Raw genomic sequence first — 14,472 nt, 5'->3', positions numbered from 1 at the left:
TTTAATCCATCCTTGTAGAAGTTGATGGTTTTTGGTTTTTAGTTTTTGGTCTCTTTACCAACAACTATCAACAAGCAACCGACAACCAATCCACGGATAAAAATTTACAGTGTGAATAAAGAATTAATCATTAGATCTAGTTCTGAAGCCGTAGATTTTGCCTTATTAAAAGATGGAAAACTAATTGAATTACACAAAGAAGAAGAAAAAAGCAACTTTCAGGTTGGTGATATTTTTATTGCCAAAATCAGAAAACCCGTTGCCGGTCTTAATGCTGCTTTTGTGAATGTAGGCTTTGAAAAAGATGCCTTTTTACATTATCACGATTTGGGGCCAAATTTAGCTTCCCAACTGAAATTCATAAAACTTGTAAGCGCAGGTAAATTAAAAGATTTCTCCCTAAAAACCTTTCAGTTTGAAAAAGAGATTGACAAAGATGGCATCATTACTGATATTTTAAGTGCCAATCAATCTGTTTTAGTTCAAGTAGTTAAAGAACCTATATCGACCAAAGGTCCAAGAATAAGTGCTGAGCTTTCTCTTGCCGGAAGATTTATCGTTCTAGTTCCTTTTTCTGACCGTGTTTCTATTTCTCAAAAAATAGAAGACAAAAAAGAAAAGGATCGTCTAAAAAAACTTGTTCTATCGATCAAACCTAAAGGATTTGGTGTTATTGTTCGCACAGTAGCCGAAGGCAAAAACGTAGCCGAATTAGAAAAAGATTTGCAGAACCTGCTTGGCAGATGGTCTGCAATGTGTAAAAAATTACCAACTGCTCATCATCCATCAAAAGTATTAGGAGAGCTTAACAGAGCTTCTTCAATATTAAGAGATGTATTTAATGATACCTTCAGCGGTATTCAAATAGATGATGAAGAGTTGTACCATCAAACGAAGGAATATCTGCAAGAAATTGCTCCTTCAAAACAATCGATTGTTAAGTTTTATCAATCAAATGACACTCCAATTTTTGAGAAATACAATATAGAGAGACAAATCAAAACTTCTTTTGGCCGAACTGTCTCCATGAGTAAAGGTGCTTATCTTATTATAGAACACACTGAAGCTCTTCACGTTATAGACGTGAACAGCGGAAACCGTTCTAACAAAGCAACCAATCAGGAAGATACTGCCATGGAAGTAAATATGATTGCCGCAGCAGAAATCGCAAGACAACTACGCTTGCGTGATATGGGCGGTATAATCGTAGTTGATTTTATCGATATGTCTAATCCAGAAAACAGGAAAGTTTTGTTCGACTTCTTGCGAGAAGAAATGAGCGACGATAAAGCAAAGCATAAAATATTACCGCCGAGTAAGTTTGGTTTGGTCCAGATTACAAGACAGCGCGTAAGACCAGAAGTTAATATAAAAACAAGAGAAGAAGATCCAAATAAAGTTAATGGTGAAATTGAAGCACCAATATTAATAATTGACAAGATCACCTCTGACTTAGAAAGACTTTTAAAAACCCACAATAAGGTTGTGCTTAATACACATCCATTTGTGGCTGCATACCTCAGCAAAGGTTTTCCATCATTACGTTCAAAATGGTTTTTTGAACATAAGAAATGGGTGAAAATCATACCTCGTGACGCTTACACGTATTTAGAATACCATTTCTACGACAAAAAAGGAAATGTTATTACAGAATAAAAAACAAAGAACCGCCTTTCGTGAGATTGGCGGTTTTTTTGTGCTTTATTGTGATTGAGAACTTACGATTGTCACCCTGAGCGAAGTCGAAGGGCGCTCCAATTGGGGCACGTGGGCTTCGACTTCGCTCAGTCTGACAGTTAGCTACTTATTCTCTAATTATTTCAATTTTTCTTCTAATTTCATTTCCAGAAGCATCTACAACCGTAATATAATGTATTCCTGTTGTTGGTGTAATTGGCAGCTCATGAAATGTTTTGGTTGTGGCTTTATACACATCGTCTACATACCAAAATAATTCTTTATCTCTTTCAGAATATGCTACTTTTAAAATTACGGGCTGCACGTTGCTGTTAAAGTCCTTTGTCAAATAGATTTTACTATTTGCTTTCGGATAAATAAAATCCATTGTAGTAGTCTGCGTTCCTTCGCAACCCTCTTTGAATGGAGGAAGCGGCAAATATTCGATATGCTGACTTTTGTAATACCACGCCATAACAGGAGGCAATACAAACCAATTTTTAGTCACAATATTTTCGACACTCTCGCAGCTGCTATTAACCTGAAATTGTTCTGTCTTATCCAAATGAATTGTTCTGTGATATGGACAAACTTTAGTCGTTTTTCCTTTTTTAGCAACCCATTGTTTGATTTTTGGGCAGTTGTCTTTTGCCAAATAACCGCTTAAACGGCATACCTCAACTTCTGCCAAATCATTATACGGAGTATCAAACCATCTTTGTCTTGGCAGTAAATTAAAAACGTCAAATAAAATTGGCGCTGCGCTGGTTACTCCTGTCAAAGTTGGTCTTCCCTCACCTGTCGCATTTCCTACCCAAATTCCGACCACATATTTTGAATTGGTTCCAATAGCCCAAGCGTCACGATTCCCAAAACTCGTTCCTGTTTTCCACGCAATTTTAAGCGAACTATCGTAAAACTTCCAGGCTTCATCTCCTTCCGGCCTATTGACTTCTTCCATTGCGTTGTACGTCAACCAAATTGATCCTGCACCTAGAACATTCTTTTGATTGATTTCAGAGCCAAAATCAGGCTTAAAATCGTTTTTGTAATTTAATTCTGTGAACTCATTCGTTCTGTATTGGCTTTTATTTTTAGTATAATAATTTAACGTTGAAGATAAATTGGCGTATGTTCGGCATAAATCCCACAAATTACTTTCGGCGCCGCCCAAAATAAGCGACAAACCATAATGATCAGGAGTTTTATTAATGTTCTTTAATTTGAATTTTTGAAGTTCTTCATAAAACTTGTTTACCGTAAATTCCTGAAGCATTAAAACCGCAGGAATATTCAACGAACGTGATAATGCACGATGCGCTGGAACTGCGCCGTCAAAAGTTAGATTGAAATTTTGAGGTGTGTATCCAGAAATCTGCGTTGGAATATCGGCTACTAAAGTATTAGGCAATAATTCGCCGTCATCTAACATTGCTCCGTACAAAAGCGGTTTTAAAATACTGCCTGTACTTCGCGGCGCATCAATAATATCAACATCTTTTTGATGGTCTTTATCTGTTGGAGAATTCCCTACATAACTTATTACATCTCGATTCTGGACATCAATAACCAAAATAGCCAGATTATGCACTTCATTCTGCTTATACTGATTGTAATAATATCTAGCAATTTGATTGACACGATTTTGCAAAGCATAATCAATTGTAGTTTTTACTCTTGTTCCTTCTTCATTTTTTGCCACTCTTTGCAGTAAATGCGGTGCTATTTGAGGCAGATCGTATGGCTTTTGAGGCAATGGTTCTTCTATCGAAAGTTCGTACGTCTGTTTATCGATTATGCCTTCCTGATGCAGTTTTAATAAAAGACGGTTTCGTTTGTTGAGTAATTTTATCTGATTTTTTCCGGGATAAATTAAACTTGGCGCATTGGGTAAAACAGCCAAAACTGCATTTTCTGCCCAAGATAATTGATTGGACTGTACTCCGAAATAACGCCACGAAGCCATTTCCAGTCCTACGACATTTCCCCCAAAAGGCGCATGTGCAGCATACATTTCGAGAATTTCATCTTTAGAATAACCCAATTCTAATCTTGTAGCAAGAATAATTTCTATTAGTTTTTCAAAGTAGGTCCTGTTTTTTCCTTTTCTTGATAATCGAATAACCTGTTGTGTTAATGTACTTCCGCCTCGAACAACCTTACCTGCTTTTCTGTTTTGTTTAAAAGCATTTATCATCGCACCGGGATTGAAACCGGGATGTTTATAGAAATACTCGTCTTCAAAATAAACAATGCATTTCTTGAATTTATCTGAAACGCTGTCCTGTGCTGGAAAACGCCATTGTCCGTCGCGGGCAATTTTAGCTCCAAGAAGTTCTCCTTCTTTACTTTCTATAACAGTAGAATACGGTTCTTTGAATAAAGTTCGCGGTATCGAAAAATAGTAAATCAGCAAGAGCACAAATGCAATTGCTGATTTTATTTTATTTCTTTTAATCCAGTTTATGATGCGTTGGAAAAACGCTATAAGTTTATTTTTCAAAGCATTTAAAGGTTTTAGCCCACAGATTGTACAGATAAAACAGTTTTTCGCAGAGTAACTTAAATCTGTGTTAATCCGTTTCATCCGTACAATCTGTGGCCCATAAATTTACTTCACAACCTCAACCCAGAATCCTTTTGTTCGGGCTAAGAAAGTGTTATCGTACATCGCTTCGCATTGTAATCCAGGCAAATAATAGTTTCCTAAATACGATGCATTTAGCAGAATTCGGAAAACTTTTGTTTCTCTGGCTTTCATTCCGAAGTAGAAATTCGTTCTGTCGTCGCGAATATCAATATAATCGGCGATGTTGTTTACTGCGTCTCCGTAATCTGTGAAACGAGTATTTACAATTTCGAATCCCGAAGGCAGAATCTGCGATAACGCTACGTTTTGAACGCTTTCTCCTCTTTGGTTTTTAATTGTAACCTCAGCAACAAATTCAGTTCCCTGATTGATTCTTGAAACATTAATTACGCTTCCTTTTCTGTTTTTGAAAACAATAGAAGCCGTGACATCACTTTGAACCGCATTTTCTTGTCCGATAGGCAATATTCCCGTGTTCAATACACGAACATAAACGGTATTAGCCTTATTGTTCTTTAACGTAATACTATTTGTTCCGGAAGCAACAGATAAACTGCGATCTGCGACTGATTTACCTGTGTTTATGATTTCCCCTTTTCCGTTTTTACTAAACTGAATATTGATTCCTTTTGGACCATTGCTCACCGCAAATTTCGACATTGCATATAAACAATACGCCGTTGTCTGCGTACTCATCCATTGATTAGCTGACATTTCTTTAGCTAATTTAGAAGCTGTAGCAAATGCTTTTTGTTTCTGATCCAAAAGCAGCATTGTTTCAAGAGCCATTGCTCTGTTTCTTTCGCTTGAACCATAATAGTAATAACTGTATTCATCTGAACTTCCATCAATACTGGTTTTCAAGAATAAACTTTGCCCTGCTGATTTCTGACCTGCCAAAACATAAGCTGCTGCTAAACGAAGCATACTTTCATTTGAAATACCTTTTGTTTCACGCAATCTATTCATTGATGATAAATCGGCATTTCCTGCTAATGCTAAAGTGTATAAACGATATGCCTGCGCTAAGTCATTTCCGTATTTAGGCTCAAAACGCCATTGTTTTGCTTCTTTTTGCTGATAACCTAACCATTTCGATTTGAAATTAATTGGCAGTACATATCCTTTTTTCTCTGCTTCTATCAAGAAATGTCCTGCATACGAAGTTCCCCAATCATCTGCAATTGCATTTCCTTGCCAGTACGGCATTCCTCCATTTGATAATTGGAAATTACCCAATCTCTGAATTCCAGCCCCAATATTTTTCTGAATTAAATCTTTACGTTTTGCATCAATATCAGCTACATCTCCCAAATACAATTGCGGGAAAACAGATGAAGTAGTCTGTTCTACACAACCATGTGGATACTGAATCAAGAATTGCAACCTTCCGTTCAAATTCATTGATGGCATTGATGAAACCTCTAATCTTGCTTTATTACTTCCTGCAATACCAAAAGTTTTCCATGACATTGTTTTAGTGCTATTTGGCGTTAAAACAACATCTGTAAAAGTGCTCGTAACTGGATTTGGATTCGTCATATCAATCTCAACGTCATAAGTTGATTTCTCAGTTCCAGATGTTGCAATAACCTGAACTTTTGCAATTCCAGTCGCAGAACCTACAACTAAATTAAAATACGCCATTTTCTCATCTGGCTGTGCAAAACTTAGTTTTTGAACAGCACTTCCAGCTACTTTCAATCCGTTGCTTGTTTTTACCTGAATCGAAACATTTTTAATTTTATTTTCAGTTGCAAAAACCGTTACAGGCAACGTTACTTTTTCAGAAGGTGAAATTTTTCTTGGCAACGAGGCCAACACCATCAACGGACTCTTAACTTGTGTTGCTTTTTCAACGCTTCCGTAAGCGCTTGTATTTGCATCTCCGGCAACAACCATTGTTCGTACAGAACCAATATATTTTGGAAGTTTTAAATCGTGCGATTTTGTTTCTCCTTTTCCTAATTTAAATGGTCCGTAATACAATACCACAGGTTTAAAACGGTTCGCTTTTTTAGCTTTTCCACCTCCTAAATCCTGGTCACCACCAATACTGAAAATCTGATTTATTTTTCCGCCATAAGCACCAATTACATCATCGTAAACGTCCCATGTTTTTACTCCTAATGCTTCACGAACGTAGAAACTATCCCATGCATTTGGTGTTTTAAAACGAGTTAAATCCAGAAGCCCTTCATCTACAACTGCAATTGTATAGGTCATTTCTTTACCTGATTTCTCGCCTACTTTAACCGTAAACGGCTGTTCTGGCCTTAATACATCTGGCATATTAAGAGTTGGTGCCAAAATGGTGTTTTTATCTACCACTTCAATTGGTACAATCCCGTACATACGAATTGGCGAATCGTTTTTGGTTGAAGCGTGAGGCTGTAATAATGTAATATTAAAATACACGTTTGGCGCCATAGCTCCTGTAATTGGAACTTCAACTTTTGTTTCTCCGTTTTTAGTTTCAGCCCAAATAGTCTGTACAACTCTCGATCCGTTTTCGATAGAAATCAATGCGCGTCCGCCTTCACTTGAAGGGAAAGAAATCTGTGCTTTTTCTCCAACAGCATAATTCTTTTTATCGGTAGAAAAAACTAACATATTGGCTGTAGAAGCATCTCTGTTTCGTGTTTTTCCAGACCAGACTGGCCAGTCGATATTTACGGTTAAAGAAGCTGCATGTCCGCTTTCACCGTCTTCAACACGAATTAGATAACGTCCCCATTCCTCGTCTGTGAGGGCAAATTGAAAACTTCCTTTTCCGCTTGAATCGGTATTGATTACAAAGGTTTTGTATGAAGTCGTTGCATTCGACGAGTTATAATTTGATAAATTATCACTCGAAGAATCCCACCACCATCTCCAGTCTACTTTGTAAACTCTTACTTCGAGATTACGAACTGCTTTTGGTCTTCCGTTTTCATCAACTGTCACCACTTCAAAACGATTGTTTGTTCTCGTTTCAAGCATGCTGTATTTGTTCAGTTCAGGCGTTTTAACTCCAACGTAAGTTTTGTACGGAGAATAAGTAGTTGACATTACATCGGTACTAAAATCTCCTCCTTCTTCATATACTTTTGTAATGAATGAAGCGCGAAGCATTCCCGGTGCCTGACCTTGCAATCTTGGCTGAATATTTACTGATGCTTTTCCGCTTTCATTTAATTTCCCAGAGAAAATATTGATTTCTTCTGTACTGAATTGGCGTGCCAAATCATCAAAAGTATATTTTTCATAGCCTTTAAATGTTGTGCTTTGCTGAGAGAATTTCGCCTGCATTTCTACATTCAAATTCTTAGCAATTGCACCGTGAAGCCACGTTACTTCAAGATTGTCTGTATTTGGATACGAAGCCGAAAGTGTTTTTCTGCTAAATGTATTTTTGATTTTTAAACGATTCGGTTTGATGGTTTCAATCTTGATGCTCTTATAGAATTTAGCACCGCCAACGCTAACCATTGCTTCCCAGTTTCCTGTTGGCGCATCTGGGTTTGTCGGCACTATAAAGGCATAATGATTTAAATCATTCGTTTTTTGAACGGTCTGATAAACCGTTTTACCATTTGGGTCGTTTAATCTGAATTTAATTGGATGTGATTTCGGAAGTTTATTTGCCGCATCATTCAAAATAAATGACAAATACAAATTATCTCCAGGGCGCCAAACGCCTCTTTCTCCGTAAATAAATCCTTTTAGACCTTTTTGTAAAGTCTCTCCGGCAACATCGAAATTACTTACTGACAATGAAAGTCCGTCGTCTAATTTCACGTAAGTCGACTGATCACCTAAAGTTACAATGGCAAAATAGGCAAATTTATCCAATTGGAAAGATGCAATTCCTTCACTGCTTGTTGCTTCGGTTGCAATTTTTTGCTGTTGGAAGTTGTATAAATCTACTCTTGCGTTTGAAACTGGCTCAGTTGTAACGATATTGTTGACAGCAAATAAGTACGATTTGTTTTCGCCTCTTTTTGCAATAACTCCTAAATCTGAAGCTAAAATATTTGTTGCAATTCTAGCGTTGTAATAGTAAGAACCTGTACATGGATCTTGGCTTTCTCTCCAATCATAATCATCATAATAGTAATAATCGTCGTAAGAGTTTCCGCTGTAGTTTACGTCGTTTTCATCAACTTCTTCCTCCTCGGTTTCATCGTCATTTCCTTCTGATGTTTCACATTTATAAAGCGAATATTTCTTTTTATACACAAATTCAACTCTGTAAATGGCTCCCGGTTCTGGTTTAATGATTTTAGATAAATCTAAAGCATATGTATTCCATTTTGCCAGATTTACAAGCGTGCTTTCCCTTAAATTTAAAGTGGTTTTGGCAATTGGCTGTGCTACTTTTTTGAGATTTTGTCCGCCGTTTAATTCGTTGTATTGAAGAAACTGCAGAATATTATTTTTGTAAATCTTGTATACTTTTACATCTACAGCGCTCAGATTTACGGCTTCAAAATTCAGTTTTAAATTGTTTGAACTTGGCAGAATTGTTCCGTTTTTAATAAAACGAACATTTGGTTTTATCTGGTCAAAAGAGATTTTCTCTGTATAATTATTTTCCAGTTTTTTGCCGTACTGGCTTTCTATTCCCTGAAAAACTTCTAATAATAATTCACCAGTAACAACTTGCTCCGGTTCTTCGTCTGGCACATATTCAACAGCATCTTCTACAACTGCGGCTGCTGAATCTACGGCAACTGCAGCTGAATCAACCACAACGGAAGCCGAGTCTACAGCAGCAGCAACAGGCTCTTCTGCAACAACTGCCACTGGCTCTGCTTTTTTAGGCGTATTTTGATTGGTAAAATATACTTTTAGTAAATTTCCTTGTGTAGAAAATTTTAGATTATTGGTGTTTTGAATCGAAACCAATCCAGCAAAATCCTGACCTTTTTCTAATGGTTCAGAGAAATTAATTAAAACCTGCTGATTGTTTCCGTCTGGAACTTCAACCTTTATAACTTTAAATTCTTTAATGCTTGTAATCGGGAAATCAATTTGTCCTTTTTGATCAATATCAAAATCATTTCCATCATAAATAATCTCTAAGTTTGAAGCTTCTGACTGACGCTGAATGCTGTCAATTATAAAACGAAATTCTTTTGCAGGCCCGTTTGTTTTCTCAAATTTAATTTTAAGATTATTGCCATTATGTTTGGCTTCAACCAGCTTTTGAGCTGTTTCTAAATCAATATTATCTGCCGTTTTTAAAACGCAGTTTAAATATTGGTATTCTTTGCTGTACGATTGAATATCGCCCGTATTTATGGTAAAATCCTGTTTAACCGTTTTAACTGTAAAATTGAATTTAGACAATTCTTTTTCTTTCTCTTTTGGAATAGCAATGAGCTTATCTAAGTTTAAAGTGACTTGATATTCTGTCCCTGCTTTTAGTTTTTTCTCTGGAATAAAAGCTAATGTATTAGTAGAAAGTGCTACCACTTTTCCACTCACACTTGGCGAAATATCAAACAAATCATCGTCTAATTCCTGATTTGGTTTCCAATCGTTTTTATCGAAAGCCAAAACCACACGAATATCTGAATCCGAAGAAACAATTCCGCCTGTAAAACTGGTAATGTAATCTTTGAATAACGAAAAATCGGAGTTGAAATCAGCAGCCGATTTGCGTCCGCAGGATTGAAAAATAAAAAACACAAAAAATACGAGAGATAGTCCTTTTGCTTTCACTTTTATTTAGAGTTAAATGGTTAACAAATTAAGATTTTAATGCGATTTACCGTTAAAAGTCGTAACAGCAAAATACGAATTAAATCACGATAAATGTAAAATATTTTTTCGTTCCTTTAAGAAGAAAATTCTCTAATTTGATTATTTAACTTTTGTTGAAGTCACAGCTTACTACAGAGGTACTCAGAAGCTTGTTTGAACATTAAATGCATTTTTAAAACTATATTATTTCATGTTCCTAAAACATAAAAATATTATATTCGCTCAACTTAAAAATATAGTGGTGCCCCTTAATAGAGAAGGAAAGTTTATTGAAAAGAAATTTGTTACCAATAATAAAAAGATTGTTATTAAGATTTTAGTATTAATAACTATTCTAATTGCTATAGTATTTATAGATTTTTATCTACTCCCAAAAACAAAAACAGATGATGTAATTACTCATTATGCTGTGAAAACAGTACAAGGTAAAAATGGTACTTTAAAAGAAAAAGTTTCTTATCGTTTTATCACTAAAAATGGACTTCATTTTTCTACTCAAAAAAAGTTTATTGATGAACCCAATATAGAAATAAAGCACACTTTGTTATTCAAAACAATTACAAATGTAAAATCCAAATTACATGATTATTCAGATAATGTTACATCTGGCTTTAACGGAATAATGTTCTACTGCTATTTAATACTTCTTTTTTCGATAGGAATAAGTTTAAAAATACTTCTTTCAAAAAAAGGATGTTCTGAAAATGCATTTTACAATATAATCTGTTTTAATTCATTCATGATATTTGTAATCGCTTATATGGATCTGTTATTTTAATAAGCCTAAAGCTGTACTCCAAGTTTTGAGAGAACTTTATCCATCTCTAGAAAATGTTTCTCAGTATTTGATGAATAAAATATTTGATTATTACTCATAACAATTATGACATCATCTTCATGATTTCCGTAGAAATTTATTCCGTCAGCCCATTGTTTAAAAGCAACACCTTTATTTTTGAAATTCTCATCAATAAATTTTAAGGCTTTATCATCCATTTCATAAAAACATTCTGAATAGAAATCCAACCCAAAACCAGCCTGGAGATATGCCATTGCAGTAAAAAAATCTGTCAAAGTTTCGGTTTCCAGATTCCATTCCTTTTCATCAAAACTCATATAAACCGGCGGATTGTCTTTTGATAAATCGTCTTTATGAATTCCCCAAACACAAGCATGCTGGTTTTCTGTATAAAAAATCAAATATTCATCAGTGGCATAATTTATTAAACGATCGACAGCAACTAATGAATCTTGAGTGTTATTTAATTTTTGAATTTTACCCAATTCGGTATAATAATCAACAAATACTTGTGGAAGATTACCAAAGTTATTTTTAACAATTTGAATTTCATCATTAGAGAAACCATTAGGTTCTGTAATATGAAATAGCTTTTTTATTATTGAGAAATCTGTCATGATAATTAATTTTATTTCCTTCTTTCCAGAAAAAAACGTTTCATAAGATCTGCTGCTTCATTTGCCATTACACCAGAAACAACTGTAGTTTTAGGATGCAGTTTTGTTCCCATATTGATAAAGCCGCGCTGTTCGTCGCGTGCACCAAAAACAATCTTTGAAATCTGGCTCCAGTACAAAGCACCAGCACACATTTGACAAGGTTCGAGGGTTACATACAAAGTACAATCTTTTAAATATTTTCCGCCCAGAAAATTTGCTGCCGCAGTTATCGACTGCATTTCGGCATGAGCAGTAACATCATTTAGTAATTCTGTCAAGTTATGACTTCTTGCAATTACTTTATCGGCTACGACAATTATGGCTCCTACAGGAATTTCGCCTTTTTCATAAGCGATTTCAGCTTCCTGCAAAGCTTTTTTCATAAAATATTCGTCGGTGAAAGGATTTATCATACTTGCAAAAATAAGATTTTTACAACTTATTTTTTTATTACATTTAAATCGTGATAATAGAATATGGAAAGAAAACATAAAATAGCTGCTAAAACACAGTACTACAGGTTATTTTTACCGGCATTGTTTACAGTTATTGTAACAATTTTGTTTAGCTGCCAAAACAAAGACGAAAGGCAACAGAAAACCGATGATACCCAAACTGTTTCAAATTCTGCTGCAGCAAAATCAGTTGTTACAAACGAAACTTTAGAGAATACAGATAGTTCAGTCAAAATTGTAACGCCTCCAGTCTCTTCAAAGAAAGATGATGATGTTAAATCTGTAAAAAAAGATGAAAACAACGAACTAAAATCAAGTACGCCATTATCGACAAAAGCAGAGAAAGTAAGCGCTTCTTCAAAAAAAGAAATAAAAGAAACTGCCGTAAATACTCCAACTCAAATTAACGCAGAATTCCCTGGCGGTATTGATCAATTTTATACTTTTTTTGGAAAAGAATTTAAAAAACCAGAAAATGTATATTATTGGAAACTCAATCTAAAACTGGCATTTGCAGTAGAAAAAAACGGTTCTGTATCCTTTCTTGAATGTTCTCCTGCAATCGAAGAACCATTAGAAAAAGAAATTATCAGGGTTTTGAATGCTTGCCCAAAATGGCAGCCTGGTGAATTAAACGGAAAAAAAATAAGAATGCAGTATTCTCTGCCTATTTTCCTGCACAATACTCAGTAATAAAATTAAATTAAAACCGTAAATTTGCTTTTTACCTTACAATGAAAAGCGATTTACTTTCCAACATATACAATCCTGCTGATTTACGTCTTTTAAAAGAAGAACAGCTTACTCAAGTGGCTCAGGAACTTCGTCAGTTTATTATTGATGTGGTTTCGGTAAAAGAAGGACATTTGGGCGCCAGCCTGGGTGTAATTGAATTGACAATTGCACTGCATTATGTTTTTAATACTCCAGATGATTTACTGGTTTGGGATGTTGGGCATCAGGCTTATGGTCATAAGATCTTAACCGAAAGAAGAGAAATTTTTCATACTAACAGACAAATCGACGGAATTTCCGGTTTCCCAAAAAGAACAGAAAGTTTATACGACACGTTTGGAGTGGGACATTCTTCGACTTCTATTTCTGCAGCACTCGGAATGGCGATTGCTTCTAAACTAAAAGGCGATTTAGACAAACAGCATATTGCGGTTATCGGCGATGCTTCGATTGCAAGCGGAATGGCTTTTGAAGGTCTAAATCATGCCGGAGTTACTGATGCTAATATTCTGGTAATTTTAAATGACAATGCTATTGGAATTGACCCAAGCGTAGGTGCATTAAAAAAGTATTTAACTGCGGTTAAAAACGGAAAAAATCCAAAACAGAACAACATTATAAAATCTCTGAATTTTGATTATTCGGGGCCAATTGATGGTCATGATTTTCCAACTTTAATAAAAGAATTAAAACGTTTAAAAAAGATAAAAGGCCCTAAGTTTCTTCATATTGTAACTACAAAAGGCAAAGGACTGCAGCAGGCCGAGGAAAATCAGGTTAAGTATCATGCACCAGGAAAATTTGATGCTTCGACAGGGGAAATTCATTTAAAATCTGAAGAAAATCTTCCGCCTAAATATCAGGATGTTTTTGGTCTGACTGTTCTGGATTTAGCCCGAAAAAATGAAAAAATAATTGGGATAACGCCCGCAATGCCATCTGGAAGTTCTTTAAAATTTATGATGGATGAATTGCCGGATCGTGCTTTTGATGTGGGTATTGCCGAACAGCATGCAGTAACTCTTGCTGCCGGAATGACAACTCAGGGCATGATGGTGTATTGCACGATTTATTCGACTTTTTTACAGCGTGCCTATGATCAGCTTATTCACGATGTGGCACTGCAAAATTTACCTGTTATTTTTTGTCTCGACAGAGCTGGTTTGGTTGGCGAAGACGGTGCAACGCATCATGGTGTTTTTGATATTGCTTATCTGCGTTCGATTCCAAATATGATTATTTATGCGCCAATTAATGAAATTGCGCTTCAAAATATTTTATACACAGCTCAATTAGGTCTGAATAATCCTATCGCAATTCGATATCCGAGAGGACGCGGCGTTATAAAAAACTGGGAAGTAGAAAATTTCGGACAGTATGAAAAAATAAAAATAGGCGAAGGAAACTGCCTAAAAAACGGTACAAAAACAGCTGTTTTATCTACAGGAACGATTGGAAATAATGTAACAGATGCTTTAGCTCAATGCGCAAATGCCGACACTATTGCCCATTATGACTTTCCGTTTATAAAACCACTGGATATCAACTTATTAAAAACTATTTTCTCTACATTCGAAAACATTATTACAATAGAAGATGGAGTAAAAAAAGGAGGATTTGGAAGTGCTGTTTTAGAGTTTGCAGCCACAAATAATTTTAAAAACAAGGTTAAAATTTTAGGTATTCCGGATGAGTTTATTGAACACGGAACCGTGCAGCAACTGCAACAATTGTGTAAAATTGACGTTAAAAGTTTAATAAATCTTTTTTCAAACGGCACAAAATAATTATTTTGCGGCACCAAAA

The 14,472-nt window shown here is 35.4% G+C and carries 8 protein-coding genes; 4 read left to right on the top strand and 4 right to left on the bottom strand.

Features of this window, described 5'->3' with window-relative positions:
- The first annotated feature begins 111 nt into the window (after positions 1 to 111).
- Positions 112 to 1,656, top strand: coding sequence for an Rne/Rng family ribonuclease (locus tag PQ462_RS02655; protein ID WP_044048260.1), 1,545 nt, complete (start codon positions 112 to 114; stop codon positions 1,654 to 1,656).
- Between the two features lie 148 nt (positions 1,657 to 1,804).
- Here the strand turns inward: PQ462_RS02655 and pbpC are convergent, their stop codons facing one another.
- Entirely contained in the window at positions 1,805 to 4,180 is a 2,376-nt protein-coding gene (gene pbpC / locus PQ462_RS02650) for a penicillin-binding protein 1C (RefSeq protein ID WP_274252270.1), read from the bottom strand.
- Between the two features lie 108 nt (positions 4,181 to 4,288).
- Positions 4,289 to 9,976 (bottom strand): alpha-2-macroglobulin family protein, encoded by a 5,688-nt coding sequence (locus PQ462_RS02645; protein ID WP_274252269.1) that lies wholly within the window; start codon positions 9,974 to 9,976, stop codon positions 4,289 to 4,291.
- 232 nt (positions 9,977 to 10,208) lie between these two features.
- On the opposite strand from PQ462_RS02645, the gene PQ462_RS02640 reads away from it, so the two are divergent.
- Positions 10,209 to 10,796, top strand: a complete 588-nt coding sequence (locus tag PQ462_RS02640; protein WP_274252268.1) for a hypothetical protein — start codon at positions 10,209 to 10,211, stop codon at positions 10,794 to 10,796.
- Between the two features lie 5 nt (positions 10,797 to 10,801).
- On the opposite strand, the gene PQ462_RS02635 is transcribed toward PQ462_RS02640, so the two are convergent.
- Together PQ462_RS02635 and PQ462_RS02630 are read right to left on the bottom strand one after the other, a co-directional pair.
- On the bottom strand, positions 10,802 to 11,434 hold the full coding sequence (locus PQ462_RS02635; protein ID WP_274252267.1) for a hypothetical protein: 633 nt from the start codon (positions 11,432 to 11,434) through the stop codon (positions 10,802 to 10,804).
- Positions 11,435 to 11,445: 11 nt separating this feature from the next.
- On the bottom strand, positions 11,446 to 11,889 hold the full coding sequence (locus PQ462_RS02630) for a nucleoside deaminase (RefSeq protein ID WP_012023603.1): 444 nt from the start codon (positions 11,887 to 11,889) through the stop codon (positions 11,446 to 11,448).
- Between the two features lie 63 nt (positions 11,890 to 11,952).
- Between PQ462_RS02630 and PQ462_RS02625 the strand changes: the two genes are divergently transcribed.
- Together PQ462_RS02625 and PQ462_RS02620 are read left to right on the top strand one after the other, a co-directional pair.
- Positions 11,953 to 12,624 (top strand): hypothetical protein, encoded by a 672-nt coding sequence (locus PQ462_RS02625; RefSeq protein ID WP_274252266.1) that lies wholly within the window; start codon positions 11,953 to 11,955, stop codon positions 12,622 to 12,624.
- Between the two features lie 41 nt (positions 12,625 to 12,665).
- Positions 12,666 to 14,453, top strand: a complete 1,788-nt coding sequence (locus tag PQ462_RS02620; protein ID WP_274252265.1) for a 1-deoxy-D-xylulose-5-phosphate synthase — start codon at positions 12,666 to 12,668, stop codon at positions 14,451 to 14,453.
- The last annotated feature ends 19 nt before the right edge of the window (positions 14,454 to 14,472 follow it).

Origin of the sequence: Flavobacterium sp. KACC 22758 (genome assembly GCF_028736135.1) — a bacterium.
Lineage (GTDB): Bacteria > Bacteroidota > Bacteroidia > Flavobacteriales > Flavobacteriaceae > Flavobacterium > Flavobacterium johnsoniae.
Note: the sequence above shows the minus strand (reverse complement) of the source record. Positions and strands in the feature narration are given on the sequence as shown.